Raw genomic sequence first — 15,798 nt, 5'->3', positions numbered from 1 at the left:
TAAACACGAATATTTTATTATTATGAAGATGTTTCTAACATTCGCGATGAAAACAGTAATTTTAACAGAAAGCATTTCAATAAATGAACTGTTCATACATTTGAAGAAATAGTTTCCATTATTGATAAATAAATGTATAATACGAAATGTCAATGAGATAGGTAATAAATAGAAGGAGGCTTATGTATACTTGCATTCACTTTATACACCAAGCTTAACTGGTAAGAAAGTAAGAAGGACAAAAAGCTTTAGCATACATAATTTAGTCATCGTTGCCTTTATTGGAGGTCTACTTGCCATTACGATCGTTGGGTTCATAAATGCCAACGCACTCAAACTAGAGAAGCATTACATCAGACTACTGATAGTAATAAATGTAATTCTCCATACGGCTACTATAATCTTTTATGTTTGCCTTCCTTTTTCCGCAGAAATGGATGTGCTAATCAATCGATTGCTGGCTGGAGTGAGTTATTTTATCTTTTTCGTGATTTTAAAAAGGCCTTATAAAGAACATTTAGTATTTGTGGGGGAAACCCAAACCTTGTATTGGACAGGGATTATCTATTGTTTAATTTCCATCTTTATGGATGATTTTCTTAGAGAAGGTGTCCTAGCTAATTAGGGAAGGAATTCAAGTGCATGAACAGTGAAAAAGAACATACACCTATGGCTCTTATTGAACATTATTTTGCGATTGGAAAATACACAAATGTTATTCCCTTAGTGAAGCAGAGAATTGCTGATGATATGGAAAATAAGGAATTATGGTATAAGCTTGCTGTCAGTCATTATGCCATGGGTCAATATAAAGAAGCTTTAGAGCTGTTTCATAAAGCATTTCAGTTTGGATATGATAAGAGCGTAATTTACTATTTTATAGGCGGCATCTATATGGCAATGGAAAAGTGGCAAAAAGCAGAAGAATCTTTTCTGGAAGCATTACGTAATAATCCAAATAATGCGGATATTTATTCAGCATATGCTATTTTGATGAAAATAACGGGCCATAGAAAAAAAGGCAGTTTATTATTAGAAAAAGCTCTAGCATTAGATCCTAACAGCACAGTCGTTTTACACCACTATCTACTTACCGCAATGGCTGCAAAAAAGGAGCAGCACAATTATGCTTTAGCACTTTATATGAATTCAGCTGATAGTAAATTCTCAAAGTTAATTCATCTTGGCTGGAGTGCTGCCTTTTATAATCGATTTAAGGAAGCTAAAGAATATTATCGCCAAGCCTTTGTAATAAAACCTGAGGATAAAGGAATTTTATCAACTTTAGAGGCATTGGAAATTAAAACGCACCCACTTTTGCTTCCCAATCGTATAGTAGAGAGATTAGGCGGAATTGGCTTTGTTTTAATGATGTGGATTATACTATGTATCCTTCTTGACACGTTTGTCAACGAGTACTTTCTCAATCACCTTCTTCGCTTTTCTATCTTTTTAACACTCTATTATTTTATATCTATTCCAATTGTAAAAGGCTTAAGAAAATGGAAAAGTCCTAAATAGGGGAGACAAAATTTGTAAAGGAGGAAAATAAGGGATAATGGAAAATATTTATCAACCGAGTTTAATAAACGAAAATGAGGATCGTACACGAAGTTATAGTGTGAGCCATTTATTTTTCTTCGCTTTTGTGGGAGGAATTATTGCTATTGTAGTATTAGGTATGCAAAATGCTAAGTGGCTAAAACTTGAAAAAAAATATATCCGTATATTAACAATTCTTAGTGGTTTATTAATTACGGGAAAACTGGTGATTGTGTATGTCATTGGTCAAGGAATCTTAGCGATTGATGAAAACCACATAAAGATTTTTGGAAGAATTATTGCAGTGGTAGGGTATTTTATTTTTTACGCCTTTTTAAATAAGCCCTATAAAGATCATCTAGCTGTTGGTGGACAAACTGAGTCCTTATTATGGAAGCCTGGCATTCTGGCATGTATTATTTCTTGGTTTTTCGATTATCTCGCCATGGCATTCTTATTAGCAATTTAAAAAGGAGCTTTATAGTCGAATGATTAAATATGAAGACACTGAATTGAATGAAAATTACGAAGAGATATCATTTGAATTAATAGAATACTATGTTAAAATAAATAAATTTGCAAAAACCATTGAACTTGTCCACGAGCAGTTGGCTGATCATATTGAAAACAGTCGATTATGGTTTATATTAGGTTATAGTCATTTGGCTTTGAGAGAATATGATCAATCTGAAGAGGAATTGAAGGAAGCCCTGCGTTTAGGTTATAGTGAAGAATTAGTTTACTATACACTTGGACATATTTATTTGGAAACAGGGCGTTGGAAGAGGGCTGAGGAAGTTTTTCTCAAATCATTACGATCTAATCCAAACAATGAAGAAGTCCTAGCTGATTATGCGCTTCTAATGAAAATAATGGGTCATCGAATAAAAGCAAGACGATTAATTAATAAAGCAAGAGAACTGGCTCCTGAAAATGATTATGTAGTACGTAGACATTTTATTCTAGAGGGGATTAATAGCTCTAAAAAACAGCGAGTCCTAGCATTGGAGCAATATATGAATTCAAATGATAGTGAATTATATAAATTATTAAATCTAGGAGCTCATGCAATCTTTCATAATAAAGAAAAGGAAGCACAAGAATACTTTAGGCAGGCCTTTTTGCTTAACCCTGAGGATAAAAAAATATTTTCTCTGTTAGAGGATTTTGAATTGGAAGGACATCCACTTTTAATACCTAATCGCCTCGTTGAACGTGTAGGCGGTCCTGCTGTTGTCTGGCTGATTGGAATTGTCATTTACATTTCATTAATAGTTTTAGAGTTTAATAGTACAGCAACTCTATTTATACAATGCTTCTTTGTATTCGGACTATATACATGGATTTCACGTCCTCTTGTCCGGGTAGTAAAAAAAATAAGGAGATACAAAAATGGATAAAATAAAATGGTTACAACAAATGGTAGATCAAAATCCCAATGATTCACAGGGGTATTTGTGGCTCGGCAAAGAACTAGCTGATCATCATCGTTGGCTTGAAGCGGTTCAAACTTATTCATTGGGTCTTTCTTTTTGCTCGGACGATGAGCTACGAAATGACATCATTCAGGAATTAACAAAGGCTAGTTTACAAATTCAACACTCTTCAAATGATGCTAGCCCTGTTGGAATTGACGATGAAGATAAGGCTGAATTAGCTATCGTAGATAATTGTCTAGACACAGAAGCAGAAGTGGAACTGGATAATTTAGATAACATTCCTGACATACAGATAGAAGATAGGAAAGTAAAAAACCTTGAACCAAAGTTTAGGGTGATTGATGGGGATGCTTCTAAAAAGGCTATAAAAAAAATCAATGAAACAGTGACTTTTGCAGATGTGGCTGGTCTTGATGATTTAAAGAAAACGATCAACTTACGTATTATTAGTCCCTTTTATAACAAGGGATTGTTTGCAAAGTTCCGTAAAAAAGTTGGTGGTGGCGTTCTTCTTTATGGACCACCTGGCTGTGGGAAAACTTATATCGCTAAAGCGACAGCGGGAGAATGTAAGGCTAATTTTTATCCCGTTCATATTACAGATATCTTAGACCCTTATATAGGAGTAAGTGAACAGAATTTAAAAGCCATATTTGATAAGGCTCGCTTCCAAAAGCCTAGCATTATGTTTTTTGATGAAGTAGATACTATTGGCATGAGTCGTTCACAAACGTCCTCCCATGTTCGTGGCATAATCGATACGTTTCTAACTGAGATGGAAGGTGTGGATACAAACAATGATGAGGTTCTGGTGATGGCTGCTACCAATACACCTTGGGATGTTGATAGCGCTCTAAAAAGACCTGGTAGATTTGATCGACTCATCTTTGTAGCGCCACCTGATGAAAAAGCAAGAGCAGAAATTTTTAATTTGAAGTTAAAGGGAAGATTAGTTGAAAAGATTGATACAACTGTACTAGCAGCCAAGACACGATTTTTCTCGGGTGCAGACATTGCAAACGTAGTGGAATTAGCAACGGAAAATGTGCTGGAAGAAATATTACTTTCAGGTAATGAAAGACCCATCAATACTAATGATTTAATAATGGCACTACAAGAACTTCAGCCCTCTACGTTAGATTGGCTACGTACAGCAAAAAATTATGTCAAATACGCAAATCAATCAGGGTTGTATAATGACGTAGAAAAATATCTTCGAGCTCATGCACGGTACATATAAGTAAAAATGGCTATCTCAAATTATTGATAACAAAACATGAAATAAACCTTTTAGACATTCACAGTTTAGAAGTTTTACTTAGGTGAACTCTATACACAACACGAAACACGAAAGTTATACTACATCGTGGACTTATGGAATAGATTATCAACTATCAAGTGATCCTACTTTACAAATTTATGAACTAATAGATATTTTCACGAATAAGGTAAACATTATTAATCATTTTAAAAAGGAATTTAATTTAAAATGTAAAATAATGTTCGATGAATATCATTTAATTAATTATCACGTACAGAAGGAAGATGCCCAAACCTTAATTCAAAATACTTCAGTCATTTTTTTGTTGGGTGGAAATACGCTTAATCAAAATGGGTTTTTGAAGGATTATGAATTGTTGGATTTGATTAAAAAAAGCAGAGCCGTTGTGATGAGGGCAAGCGCTGGAGCAATCAACATGTCCTCTAAATGGTTATGCTCGAAAAACTTTGGCTATAAAGTTGAAATAAGCTCTTTATATGACGGAATCGGTCTTGACACTTTTTCTGTCCTGTCTCATTTTGTCTTGAAAATAACATAGACTTGGTGCAAGACGAACTGTCTCCCTTATCGGAAGAAATGAATATTTATGCGTCGAATAAAGATTGCGCTGTACGTGCAAAGGGAGGCAAAATCGACATTTTAGGCAATGTATATTTAATTTCCCACTCAAAAATTCAGAAACTAGAGGAGACACTCTAGTTGTGGAGTATGGCTATAGCTTAACTGAATTTATTTCTTTATGGAAAGCTTCTGGAGCAAATAAACTTTTTAATAAAAGTGAGTCAATTGGAAATATGAAGAGCGTGTTTTGATCAAACTTTATTTTAAAGCAACAAGATTTAGTTTTTGTCATTAAATGTAATTTTTGTTCAACCATGCCAGGGCTTCAAAGGCGGAAATTGTAGAGCGTATACCATAGTAACGCATTGACATTATTAGCAATGATTTTAAGTACCTTCTATGACTTTAAAATTGTTGTTTCCACCTCATAATAAAACTTCTCTAAATTTCCCTTTAGTGAAGAATTTAGAGAAATTTATTTTATGTTTGATTGTATTGATAATGACATATACAGCCTCTTTAAAGTACGAAAAATTCAGAAAGTATAGCATGTATAAGTATTTTAGCTATAAGTAAAATCGATCTTTATACAAATATTTTTCCCTCTATTGAAACAACTGCTGCTCCTGCTACTTCAATAACAGCGTTCTCCCCATCAGGTGTAATCGTGACATAAAGAGTCCCAGGTCTATTAATCGTATGTCCTTGCCCAATTACTAATTGATGTTTTTCTTGTGGAGCTAGTATATTTTCTAGATATAAATAACCACCTAATGCACCGTTTGCTGCCCCTGTAACTGGATCTTCATCGATCCCTATATTTGGGCAAAAATCTCTTGTATAAATATCAAATTCCTCATTTGTGTCAAAGGTAAAGAGGTGAGTGGTTGATATGTTAAAATGATTGTTCATCTTTTTAAGCTCATTTAATTTAGGTTCTGCTTGATCAATTGCTTGACGTGTTTTAACTGGAACCATAAGATGTGGCACCCCTGTGTTCGCTACTTTTATCGGATATCGATCATCAATGTCCGTTTCCTCTAAACCCACAAGGTCCGCAACGACTTCAGGGCGAATGTCTATACTTTTTACTTGTGGACGCACTTGAGTCATGGACACGCTCGTTAAGTGATTGTTTTCCGTAATCCATTTTACAGGAATGAGTCCAATTTTTGATTCAAAGATTATTTTCTCGTCCTTATCAATCCAATTGTACTTACTAGCCATTAACCATGCTGTACCTAACGTAGCGTGACCGCAAAAGTCAACTTCTTTTGTAGGAGTAAAATATTTTATTTGATAATCTGCATTGTCATTTGTTGATGGTAAAAGAAAGGCCGTTTCCGAAAGGTTTAATTCATTGGCTATGTTTAGCATTTCCTCATCTGTTAAATTTTCTGCATGAGGTATAATGCCAGCTGGATTTCCTCCAAACGTTTCTGTGGTGAATGCATCAACATAAAAAAACTCTACCACTTTTTTCATTGTTATATCTCCTCCTTCATTCTAAGATTATTGTATTATGATAGAATTGATAAGTAAAATTCATGTTTTTGATCATCAACATGAGGAAGTTGAATGGAAAGTTAAATCTTATACGGAGGTTAGCTTGTGAACCTTTTGCAAATAGAAATATTCGTCAAAGTAGTCGATATTGGGAATTTCACAAAAGCAGGAGAAATATTGGCGATGACACAATCGGGCATAAGCCATAATATCGCTTCATTAGAGTCAGAACTCGGCATTAAACTTTTGAATAGAGGAAGAAATGGCATCTCATTAACAGATAGTGGAGAACGCATCATCAACAATATGAGAAACATCTTATCCGAAGCAGAAAGCATTAAACAAGAAGCCGCTTCTATTTTAGGAATACAAAACGGAAAAATAAATATTGGTAGCTTTTCAAGTTTCGCCTCAAAAGTGTTGCCAACGATCATATCAAGGTTTAAAGGAGAGTTTAAGGGAATTGAAATCAATTTTTATGAGGGGAGCTATGACCAAATTACACGTTGGGTAGAAGAGGGGAAAGTGGATATAGGTTTTACATCTTTAAGTAACCCTATGGATCATTTGGAGGCTATTACCATAGTAAGAGATCGATTAGTAGCAATCGTACCGATTCATCATCAACTTGCCATAAATGAACAAATAAAAGCGGAAGATCTTCAAGGGGAGGCTTTTATTATGCCCCAGCTAGGATGTGAAGTAAGTGTTAAGAAGTTTTTACAGAAACATGAGGTATCCCCAAACATACAGTTTAATGTGGAAGAAAATCAAACAATCATTGCAATGGTACGTGAGGGATTAGGCATTACAATCATACCAGAACTAGCTTTACCCTATAATTTAGAAGGTACCATTGTAAAACCTCTCTTACCCGAACCTTACCGAGAAATAAGCATCATTACTCGCTCAAAGAAGCAGCCCCTTCCCGCTGTCAACGAGTTTATAAAAACAACCATAAATTGCATTAAAGAATTACAGCTATAATAAGAGTTCTATGTCCATTATGATTGTTCAGCATTATTGTGCTTTTGTAGAAGAATAATATGTACCTACATAAGAGCATGTTTTGATTCATTTTTCAAGACATGCTCACATCAGGGCGATGATATTTAGTAAAGAACACGCCATAAATAGAAGGTAGCGTAGGATTCCCAGTTTTTCCATGGTTCTGATAGCTCTAAGATTTCCTCTTTCGTAGGCTTTCGGTTCATATTACGTAATGATTTTATTGAATTAATCAGACCCACATCATCGATTGGAAAAGCTGTCTGAAACCTTAGGCAGCGCATTAGCACGTAGTTGGCTGTCCAAGGTCCGATTCCTCGTATTTTGATTAAGCTTTTTTCTGCCTCTTTAAAATCCATTTTCTTTAATTGTTCCTTCGATAAATCTCCGTTTGCCATTAGTCTTGCAATGCCAATAATATATTCACTTTTTTTAACTGTCATTTTAATAGCTGCTAGGTCAGTAGGTGTTAACTGTGCAATTCGTTCGTACGGAGGGAATATCCAATACTTTTTACCATTCCATTCGATAGAATCGCCAAAGCTTTCTACAAATTGTCTCTTTAAAGTGTAGGCAAAGGCTAGGTTAATTTGTTGCCCTAAAACGCCCCAGCATAATGCTTCAAATAAATCGGGAATGCCGATAACTCGTAATCCAGAGTATTTTTGCGCAGGTATTTTAAGTAATGGATCTGTATTTGCCATTTCATAAAATGGCGTTAAATCGTTATCAAGATCAAACCATTCTTGAATATATGTTACAATTTCTTGCCGCTCCCACTTCTCAATAGGTCTAGAATCATTTAGGAATTGAACAACCATTTGTTGATTATCAATTACGCTTATCTGTACTAAAGACTGCATTTCTCCAATGGCTATCACTTTTATGATGATATCGTTCTCTATTTCATACATGCATTCATTTTTTTCTCTTGTTAAATAGCCTAGATTCGCATTCATATCAAAATTTTCTGGTAAGGTAATGATCATCACATCATCAACGTCATGCCATATCACTTTTTTATTCTCCTTTTCAACATACACAGTTTGTTAGTTTACTTTAGCATAAAAGTAGCTTTACTCATTTTGTTATCTTGCTATTACATTCTAAACTCCTTATTTTTTTCTATTGATGAGGTTATAGTGTTAGTTATTAAGAAGGCTAAGGAGGGAATAAAGATGGTCCAAGATATTCAAACACGTGTCGAAAGCCTAGCTTGGGATTCCATTCAACAGGAACTAGATAAGCAAGGATTTGCAAAGCTTCCAGCGATCTTAACAAAAGAGGAATGTGAATTCTTAATAGGGTTGTATGGTACGGAAGAGCCATATAGAACGACCATTAATATGACGAGGTATCGCTTTGGGGAGGGGGAATACAAATATTTTTCCTATCCATTGCCTGAAATTATCCAAAGTTTAAGAGAATCCTTTTATCAAGAATTGGCCAAAACAGCCAATCGATGGTTAGGTTATTTAAAGAAAACAGCACAGTTTCCAGCTCAGCTTCAAGATTTTTTGAACACCTGTGAAGAAAATGAACAAACTAGACCGACACCTTTACTCTTAAAGTATGAAACAGGTGGCTTTAATTGTTTGCATCAAGATTTATATGGCGATATCTTCTTCCCGTTTCAAGTAGTATTTGTATTAAATCAACGCGAACAAGACTTTTTTGGTGGAGAATCACTCCTAGTGGAACAAATTCCACGTGCTCAGAGTAGGGGACATGTCATTACGTTAGATCGTGGCAGTGCGCTGATCTTTCCTACGAACCATAGACCTGCTCAAGGTAAAAGGGGATATTATAAACATACAGTTCGTCATGGAGTAAGTACGATTACTGCTGGAGAACGATACGGTCTTGGCATCATTTTTCACGATTCTAAATAAAAAAACTTCAATATCTTGCTATTCCATATCCAGAATTGTACATGGTGAATTTTTAGGGAGTATATTGTAAGGAGAGGTGAGATAAATGCATGAGCCTATGAATGATGAAAATAAAATTTTAAATAATGTAGAAATGATGACAGATGAAAAGTGGCAAGCTATTATCACGAATGATACAGCGTACAACAATCAATTTTTTTATGCTGTCAAGTCAACAGGGATATTCTGTAAACCATCCTGTAAGTCTCGCGTTCCGAAAAAAGAGAATGTATGTATTTTTGCAACCGCAGAACAAGCACTCCGCGCAAATTTTCGCCCTTGTAAACGTTGCAAGCCTACTAATGAAAATTTGCCTGATAGCGAGTGGGTTGATGTTATCACAGCATACATTGATCAAAACTTCACTGAAAAATTAACACTAGAATCACTAGCAATGATTTGTCATGGGAGTCCCTATCATATGCATCGAACATTTAAAAAGATTAAAGGCATGACGCCCGTTGAGTATATACAACAAGTTCGCGTACACGCGGCTAAAAAGTATTTGATGCAGACGAATAAAGCAATAGGCGATATTGCCATATGTGTGGGTATGGCGAATGCGCCCTATTTTATTACTTTATTTAAAAAGAAAACAGGTCAGACCCCAGCGCAATTTCGTCAAATGAGAAAAATGGAGGAAATAAATGATGGAAACAAACAATAAACCAACCCTTTATTGGTCTTTACTCAAGTTTGAGGATTGGCATTTTTATATTGCTGCTACCTCCAAGGGCCTTGTGTTTGTAGGTTCACAGAACAAACCATTCGAGGAAATGGTTGAATGGGCGAAGAAACGCTTTCCAGAAAGTCCTCTTGTTGAAGATGAGGAAAAGCTTGAACCCTATGTCAATGAAATCATTCAATATCTAGCAGGAAAGAGGAAAACCTTTACTGTCCCATTGGAGTACAAAGGTACGCCATTTCAACTAGCAGTCTGGCAAGCACTTTGTGAAATTCCTTATGGGCAGACGAAATCCTATTCAGACATTGCCCATGCTATAAATAAACCAGCAGCTGTTCGTGCTGTGGGAGCGGCTATTGGGGCTAATCCAGTGTTACTTACTGTACCGTGCCATCGTGTAACAGGAAAGAATGGCTCTTTAACAGGCTATCGGGGCGGATTAGCAATGAAAAAATTGCTTTTGGACCTTGAAAAGCGAGGTTCGTCTAGCAATGCGTAATACTTACCGTACATGGAATGGGGGTTCCGTATGAAATGTGAAATCCTTTATAAAAATCCAAAAACCATTCTGAATAAAGGGACTGGCTTTCTTTCTGGCTATACGCATTCACTCAATCCTTATACAGGCTGTTCATTTGGATGTTCCTATTGCTATGTACGTCAAATGCCTGTATCTCTTTTTCGAGAAGGGGAATGGGGAAGTTGGGTAGATGTTAAAAACGGTGCAGCGAATGTATTAAAAAAGGAGCTTCATCGTGCCAAAGCCAAAGGGCCAGTAACCATTTTTATGTCTTCAAGTACAGACCCGTATCAGCCAATAGAGCATAAGGAAAAAGTGACGCGATCTTTACTAGAAATTATGCTAGAGGATCTCCCTGACTTTTTATTTGTACAGACGAGAAGTCCACTTGTCAGTCGAGATATTGATTTACTGCGACAATTTAAAGATAAAGTGCGGGTAAGTATGACAATTGAGACAGATTCGGAAACGATACGTAAACATTTTACGCCAATGGCACCTCCAATCCAGGCGCGTTTTAAGACATTGGAAAAATTAGCAGCTGCGGACATACCGACCCAAGTTGCTATCGCTCCCATTTTACCAAGTGGAGAATATTTTCCTTTGAAATTGAAGCAACTCGTCGATCGAATATGTATAGATGACTACTTCATGGGAGATGGCAGTGGTGGAAAACGCACAAGAAAACTGGAGATTGGGAAAAAATATGACCAACTTGGTTTAGAAGAATGGTATGGACCAGATGTAATAAAAAAAGTATATAACCGATTTATTGAAATCTTTCCAGAAGATCATGTTTATATAAGCCAGACTGGGTTTGAGCCGTAAAAATAGTGAGTAAAGTGCAAAAGATGTATTATAAAAATAGCCCCAATACCCTTCTTTACTGAAGTGAGTATTAGGGTTTTTTCACATGATAATATTATTAACGTTTGTTTTCATTTTGAATTTGACTGAAATCTACTTCTTCAGCAAACTCTTCTCTGTTTTTACGTTCATTGTTAGCATTTTGATTTTGATTCTGCTGTTTTTTGTTGTCTTGCGTTTTATTATTTTTATGTTTATTATTTCCCATTTTCATCTCACCTCCAGCATTAGTGTGAGTGGAAGATGTTTTTTTATCCGTAGAACTTACAATTAATTCTTCAAGTAATGTGCTTTACTTTATGAAGAAGTACCTATAACTGGAAAAGTGGTATACGGTTCAAACTAGGGGTAGATTTGAATTACGACATTGACAAGTCGAGAAAATAATTATTGTAGTCGATGTGAATGACTTTGGGGATAGTAAAACCTATATGCACAAAAGGATTTTCTACATATATCCAAGATTAATCCGTCCTATATAAATTGATGCATACAGGAATGTCCTATATTTTTCAATAACCAATTAAACGGTATCCGAAGTTGTGTAGAATGGTAATTCGCAAACAACGAATAGCACTTAAGGAGGCATCGTAGTGGACCAACACAAAATAATTATTACGCAATATAACCCCCAATACGCTGAACAAACAGTTGCTATGTGGCGAGATAGTAAGGAAAAGGCGATTGGTCAGAAAGAAATTCATACCTTTGAAAGTCATGTATATTTCTTAAATCAGCTATTAGCTAAACAGTTTCACATCGATTTAGCGTTAATGGATGAAAACGTAGTTGGAATGATTGCCTATAACGAAGAGGAAATAAGCCAACTATATATTCATGTTGACTATCAAGGGATGGGCATAGGGCATACATTACTAGATAAAGTAAAAGCTCAAGCAAATGGGCGATTAACTTTATACACATTTGAGGTCAATGAAAATGCTCAACGATTTTATGAAAAACAAGGATTTAAAATTATAGGTATAGGTCATGAAAATGAAGAAAATTTAGCTGATATTCAGTATGAATGGATAGCCAAATAAAAGATATAACTAACGAGTTACTAAAAAGCGTTGTACAGATTTTGTATATACGCTTTTTTGTTTTTGAAAAGATTTAAAAATGATGAAGAGGCAAACAATCTCTTTTAATGATCTTAGGAGGTTAATCAGTATCATCTGGTATAATAGAATATAGATTTTTTAGAACGGAGTAATTGATATGAATGGAGCGCAAAAAGCATTTTTTGAGGAAAAGGAGCGTTCACTTGGCGTTTATTTAAATGATGTGCAGAAGCAGGCCGTATTGCAAACGAATGGACCGTTGCTACTATTGGCATCTCCTGGTTCAGGAAAAACGACGACCATTATTATGCGTATTGGCTATATGATCGAGGCGCTTGGTGTTAAGCCTGCTCGCATCAAGGCTGTTACGTTTAGTAAGGCATCAGCGAATGATATGAAGGCACGTTTTGCAAAGTTTTTTCCGCATTTGCCACCAGTTGATTTCTCGACGATTCATAGTTTAGCATTTCAAGTGGTGCGGGAGACACTTGAACGTCAGGGCATTTCGTATGGGATTATAGAAGAAGCGGACAAGCCTGGTGTTATGTCAAAAAAACAAGTGCTTCGTGAGATTTTTGAACAATTAAATGGCTCCAAAATTACGGAAGATCAGTTAGACGAGCTACTGACGTACATAACGTTCATCAAAAATAAAATGCTGCCAGAACAGGAATGGGCAATGGCAGAAGTAAAGGTGCCAAGAAAAGTCGAGATTTTACAGCATTATGAAGAATATAAGTCCACAGCTAGTGACCGATTGCTCATTGATTTTGACGATATGCTGTTAATGGCGAATGATATTTTTACGAAAAATCGAGAGGTGTTGGCGCAATATCAACGTCGATACGATTTTTATTTAACGGATGAAAGTCAGGATACATCGCCTGTTCAACATGCGATCATCGAGAAGCTTGTCTCTGTCCATCAAAATTTATGCGTCGTTGCCGATGAGGATCAGGCCATTTATAGCTGGCGCGGTGCAGAGCCAGATTATTTGTTGAATTTCCAAAAGATTTATCCGGAGGCACGTGTTTTACTAATGACACAAAATTATCGTTCATCTGCCTCGATTGTAGCGCCAGCCAATCTTTTCATTCAGCGAAATAAAAAACGATATAACAAACAAATGTTTACGCAAAATCCTGCAGCAGAGCCAATCTCATTTAAAATCCTTGAGAATTACAGCTTACAGGCCAAATATGTAGTGAATCAGTTAAAAAACTTGTCTAAGCCTGGCTCAACGGCTGTTTTATATCGAAATAATACGTCAGCCATTCCACTTATGGACGAGTTAGACAGAGCGGGCTTACCTTTCTATATGAAAGATTCAACCATTCGCTTTTTTACGCATTGGGTCGTGGAGGATATTATGAACTTCATGCGTCTAGCATACAATACAAAAAATATCTCGATATTTGAAAAAGTTTACAGAAAAATGAATGCTTATATTACACCAACGCAATTAAAGGCACTGCAGAAAGTACAGGAGGATGGCTGTGTATTCACACTATTGTTAGAGCATGTGGAGTTAAAGGAATATCAGCCTGAATATATTAAGCGAATTCGCCAAACGTATGATAGCATTCAATTTGATCAAACAACACCAACAGTCATGCTAGAGCATATCCGTTATGACTTTGGTTATGAGCGTACCTTAAAGAAAATGAGCGAGGACCTCGGTTTTAATTATGAAAATTTACTAGATATTGTGGATGTACTTGGGCTAATTGCTCGCCATACGTCGACGATGACCGAATTTGCAGGTCGTTTGAAGTACCTTGAAAATTTAGCACGTACATCTCATCTGAAAAATGAAATGAATGCCATTACATTAACAACCTTACACAGTTCAAAAGGCTTGGAATTTGACCGTGTGTATTTGATTGACTTAATTGATGGGGTTTTACCTAGTGAGACGGAAGAAGCAATAGAGGAAGAAACAAGGCTCTTTTATGTCGGTATCACCCGTGCAATTCGCCATTTGGAATTAATTTCGTACAGCAAGCGTTTTAAAGCAAGTGTGGTGCCATCAATATTCATGAAGGCGTTAAAGCAAATCGTCCCACCTCAGGAATTACCAAAGAAAGCGTCGAAAAGTCCGAGGAAAGCATTGAAGCAATACCGTAATGATCGGACAATTACAACGGAGTCAGCGTTAATCGTGGGCTCAAAGGTGAGGCATGTGATGTTTGGAGAAGGCGAAATTTTGGATGTCACAAGTAGCACGATCAAATTGTCCTTTGATGTAGGGATAAAGCAGTTTATGACGGATACATGTTTACAGCAAGGCTATTTAGAAGCGGTGGAAGATTAATGCAGCGTATTCGAGATTTTTTCGAATACGCTTTTTATAGTAGTGCAAATAATATCTAAACTTCTTATTTTCTCTTTCTATAGGATAAATATTCTATAAATCTCTTTGCTGCAAGTGACAGCGATTTTTGCTCTCTCATCGCAATTCCAATAGTTCGAAAAGCAGGGACTTCGAGCTCTTTCGCAATAATTTGGTAAGGAATGCGTTCTAAAATGAGTTCAGGTAATATACTGATTCCTAACCCGTTTTCCACCATTGACATAATGGCATAGTCGTCCCATGTTGTAAAAGAAATGTGCGGCGAGATATTGTGCTTGTCAAAAATTTCGGAGATTTCAGCTTTTGCGCCTTTTTCTAAAAGCATGAATGGACTGGTCAATAGTTCGCTTATAGGAAATTTATCGCAATCAGCAAGAGGATGATCCTGATGAATGACGACCAACAAACGGTCTTGCTCTACAAAGATTGTTTCCATTTCAGCTTTTGTTGGCAGTCGTAAAAATCCAAAGTCGACCCTACCTTCGATAATCCAGCTTTCGATTTCGGTGTAATCTCCTAATAGTAACTCGAAATCAATCCCTGGATAATCCTGCTTAAAGTATTTGATCATATAAGGTAGCCAATGGGTTGCTACACTAGAAAATGTACCAATTCGAATGATTCCAGATTGGATATCATGTAAGTCATCGATCTGCATCATTAACATTTCATGCTCATTGCATATACGCTGTAATTGGAGCAGTAACTTTAAGCCATCAGATGTTAAGCTGATTCCGGCACGACCTCTTTCAAAAAGGGATATTCCCCATTCTGATTCTAAATCGTTGATCATACGGCTGATGCCGGACTGTGTATAGTTTAATGCATCAGCAGCTCTTGTAAAGCTCCCATACTCTACTGCTTTGACAAAAGCCATATATTTTTGGATATTCATAACGCTATCCTCCCTTGCATGCTATTTTGTTATAGATAACATGACAAACATTCAATTTTGTAATACTTAGGTGTATGCTATGCTATTCCCATTACAAAAGCAAGTGGAAAGGGAGTGGGACAAAAGGAAGGAAAAAGCATCTAAT

16 protein-coding genes and 1 pseudogene are annotated in these 15,798 nt (G+C 36.1%); 13 read left to right on the top strand and 4 right to left on the bottom strand.

What is annotated here, in order from left to right; all coding sequences use genetic code 11:
* Nucleotides 1-190 precede the first annotated feature (190 nt).
* The 6 genes and pseudogenes from RCJ95_RS21335 to RCJ95_RS21310 form a co-directional block, all read left to right on the top strand.
* Nucleotides 191-625, top strand: a complete 435-nt coding sequence (locus RCJ95_RS21335) for a hypothetical protein (protein ID WP_274769019.1) — start codon at nucleotides 191-193, stop codon at nucleotides 623-625.
* A 17-nt stretch (nucleotides 626-642) separates the two neighbouring features.
* On the top strand, nucleotides 643-1,521 hold the full coding sequence (locus RCJ95_RS21330; protein ID WP_274769017.1) for a tetratricopeptide repeat protein: 879 nt from the start codon (nucleotides 643-645) through the stop codon (nucleotides 1,519-1,521).
* Nucleotides 1,522-1,558: 37 nt separating this feature from the next.
* Complete coding sequence (locus RCJ95_RS21325) at nucleotides 1,559-2,011, top strand: hypothetical protein (RefSeq protein ID WP_274769016.1); 453 nt, start codon at nucleotides 1,559-1,561, stop codon at nucleotides 2,009-2,011.
* Between the two features lie 19 nt (nucleotides 2,012-2,030).
* A complete protein-coding gene (locus tag RCJ95_RS21320) occupies nucleotides 2,031-2,942 on the top strand; it encodes a tetratricopeptide repeat protein (RefSeq protein WP_312130673.1) in 912 nt (303 codons plus the stop codon).
* A complete protein-coding gene (locus RCJ95_RS21315; RefSeq protein ID WP_274769012.1) occupies nucleotides 2,935-4,221 on the top strand; it encodes an ATP-binding protein in 1,287 nt (428 codons plus the stop codon). The genes RCJ95_RS21320 and RCJ95_RS21315 overlap by 8 nt, the downstream gene beginning before the upstream one ends.
* 256 nt (nucleotides 4,222-4,477) lie before the next feature.
* A pseudogene (locus RCJ95_RS21310) lies at nucleotides 4,478-4,962 on the top strand (Type 1 glutamine amidotransferase-like domain-containing protein); the annotation flags it as partial.
* Nucleotides 4,963-5,409: 447 nt separating this feature from the next.
* Here the strand turns inward: RCJ95_RS21310 and RCJ95_RS21305 are convergent.
* The gene (locus tag RCJ95_RS21305) at nucleotides 5,410-6,309 is read right to left on the bottom strand and encodes a PhzF family phenazine biosynthesis protein (protein WP_446722753.1); all 900 of its coding nucleotides are present in this window, start codon (nucleotides 6,307-6,309) and stop codon (nucleotides 5,410-5,412) included.
* A 126-nt stretch (nucleotides 6,310-6,435) separates the two neighbouring features.
* Here RCJ95_RS21305 and RCJ95_RS21300 point away from each other — a divergent pair, with 126 nt between their 5' ends.
* Nucleotides 6,436-7,317 carry a LysR family transcriptional regulator gene (locus RCJ95_RS21300; RefSeq protein WP_446722752.1) on the top strand — a complete coding sequence of 294 codons (882 nt, stop codon included), beginning with the start codon at nucleotides 6,436-6,438 and terminating at the stop codon, nucleotides 7,315-7,317.
* A 125-nt stretch (nucleotides 7,318-7,442) separates the two neighbouring features.
* Here the strand turns inward: RCJ95_RS21300 and RCJ95_RS21295 are convergent, their stop codons facing one another.
* Nucleotides 7,443-8,354 (bottom strand): DNA glycosylase, encoded by a 912-nt coding sequence (locus RCJ95_RS21295; RefSeq protein ID WP_257522222.1) that lies wholly within the window; start codon nucleotides 8,352-8,354, stop codon nucleotides 7,443-7,445.
* A 162-nt stretch (nucleotides 8,355-8,516) separates the two neighbouring features.
* Between RCJ95_RS21295 and RCJ95_RS21290 the strand changes: the two genes are divergently transcribed.
* The 4 genes from RCJ95_RS21290 (at nucleotide 8,517) to RCJ95_RS21275 (ending at nucleotide 11,302) form a co-directional block, all read left to right on the top strand.
* Nucleotides 8,517-9,230 (top strand): 2OG-Fe(II) oxygenase, encoded by a 714-nt coding sequence (locus RCJ95_RS21290; protein ID WP_257522221.1) that lies wholly within the window; start codon nucleotides 8,517-8,519, stop codon nucleotides 9,228-9,230.
* An 85-nt stretch (nucleotides 9,231-9,315) separates the two neighbouring features.
* Complete coding sequence (locus RCJ95_RS21285) at nucleotides 9,316-9,936, top strand: bifunctional transcriptional activator/DNA repair enzyme AdaA (RefSeq protein ID WP_221683318.1); 621 nt, start codon at nucleotides 9,316-9,318, stop codon at nucleotides 9,934-9,936.
* Complete coding sequence (adaB, locus tag RCJ95_RS21280; protein WP_221683343.1) at nucleotides 9,920-10,453, top strand: methylated-DNA--[protein]-cysteine S-methyltransferase; 534 nt, start codon at nucleotides 9,920-9,922, stop codon at nucleotides 10,451-10,453. Before RCJ95_RS21285 ends, adaB begins: the two co-directional genes overlap by 17 nt.
* A 30-nt stretch (nucleotides 10,454-10,483) precedes the next feature.
* On the top strand, nucleotides 10,484-11,302 hold the full coding sequence (locus tag RCJ95_RS21275) for an SPL family radical SAM protein (RefSeq protein WP_221683317.1): 819 nt from the start codon (nucleotides 10,484-10,486) through the stop codon (nucleotides 11,300-11,302).
* Between the two features lie 97 nt (nucleotides 11,303-11,399).
* Here the strand turns inward: RCJ95_RS21275 and RCJ95_RS21270 are convergent, their stop codons facing one another.
* A complete protein-coding gene (locus RCJ95_RS21270; RefSeq protein ID WP_016992948.1) occupies nucleotides 11,400-11,549 on the bottom strand; it encodes a hypothetical protein in 150 nt (49 codons plus the stop codon).
* Between the two features lie 385 nt (nucleotides 11,550-11,934).
* On the opposite strand from RCJ95_RS21270, the gene RCJ95_RS21265 reads away from it, so the two are divergent.
* Both RCJ95_RS21265 and RCJ95_RS21260 read left to right on the top strand, forming a co-directional pair.
* Nucleotides 11,935-12,384, top strand: coding sequence for a GNAT family N-acetyltransferase (locus RCJ95_RS21265; RefSeq protein ID WP_446722751.1), 450 nt, complete (start codon nucleotides 11,935-11,937; stop codon nucleotides 12,382-12,384).
* Between the two features lie 178 nt (nucleotides 12,385-12,562).
* Nucleotides 12,563-14,719 carry an ATP-dependent helicase gene (locus tag RCJ95_RS21260; RefSeq protein WP_446722750.1) on the top strand — a complete coding sequence of 719 codons (2,157 nt, stop codon included), beginning with the start codon at nucleotides 12,563-12,565 and terminating at the stop codon, nucleotides 14,717-14,719.
* 64 nt (nucleotides 14,720-14,783) lie between these two features.
* Here the strand turns inward: RCJ95_RS21260 and RCJ95_RS21255 are convergent, their stop codons facing one another.
* The gene (locus RCJ95_RS21255) at nucleotides 14,784-15,653 is read right to left on the bottom strand and encodes a LysR family transcriptional regulator (protein ID WP_369354123.1); all 870 of its coding nucleotides are present in this window, start codon (nucleotides 15,651-15,653) and stop codon (nucleotides 14,784-14,786) included.
* Between the last annotated feature and the right edge of the window lie 145 nt (nucleotides 15,654-15,798).

The organism is Lysinibacillus sp. BSL11, from assembly GCF_052928325.1.
The sequence above is the reverse complement of the archived record's forward strand: the minus strand, read 5'-3'. Positions and strand labels throughout refer to the sequence as shown.

What these genes read in the sequence shown, in the direction of transcription:
- RCJ95_RS21255 (WP_369354123.1), bottom strand. Translation starts at nt 15,653, where the DNA reads ATGAATATCCAAAAATATATGGCTTTTGTCAAAGCAGTAGAGTATGGG.
- RCJ95_RS21315 (WP_274769012.1), top strand. Translation starts at nt 2,935, where the DNA reads ATGGATAAAATAAAATGGTTACAACAAATGGTAGATCAAAATCCCAAT.
- RCJ95_RS21270 (WP_016992948.1), bottom strand. Translation starts at nt 11,549, where the DNA reads ATGGGAAATAATAAACATAAAAATAATAAAACGCAAGACAACAAAAAA.
- RCJ95_RS21285 (WP_221683318.1), top strand. Translation starts at nt 9,316, where the DNA reads ATGCATGAGCCTATGAATGATGAAAATAAAATTTTAAATAATGTAGAA.
- RCJ95_RS21305 (WP_446722753.1), bottom strand. Translation starts at nt 6,309, where the DNA reads ATGAAAAAAGTGGTAGAGTTTTTTTATGTTGATGCATTCACCACAGAA.
- RCJ95_RS21275 (WP_221683317.1), top strand. Translation starts at nt 10,484, where the DNA reads ATGAAATGTGAAATCCTTTATAAAAATCCAAAAACCATTCTGAATAAA.
- adaB (WP_221683343.1), top strand. Translation starts at nt 9,920, where the DNA reads ATGGAAACAAACAATAAACCAACCCTTTATTGGTCTTTACTCAAGTTT.
- RCJ95_RS21320 (WP_312130673.1), top strand. Translation starts at nt 2,031, where the DNA reads ATGATTAAATATGAAGACACTGAATTGAATGAAAATTACGAAGAGATA.
- RCJ95_RS21330 (WP_274769017.1), top strand. Translation starts at nt 643, where the DNA reads ATGAACAGTGAAAAAGAACATACACCTATGGCTCTTATTGAACATTAT.
- RCJ95_RS21325 (WP_274769016.1), top strand. Translation starts at nt 1,559, where the DNA reads ATGGAAAATATTTATCAACCGAGTTTAATAAACGAAAATGAGGATCGT.
- RCJ95_RS21260 (WP_446722750.1), top strand. Translation starts at nt 12,563, where the DNA reads ATGAATGGAGCGCAAAAAGCATTTTTTGAGGAAAAGGAGCGTTCACTT.
- RCJ95_RS21290 (WP_257522221.1), top strand. Translation starts at nt 8,517, where the DNA reads ATGGTCCAAGATATTCAAACACGTGTCGAAAGCCTAGCTTGGGATTCC.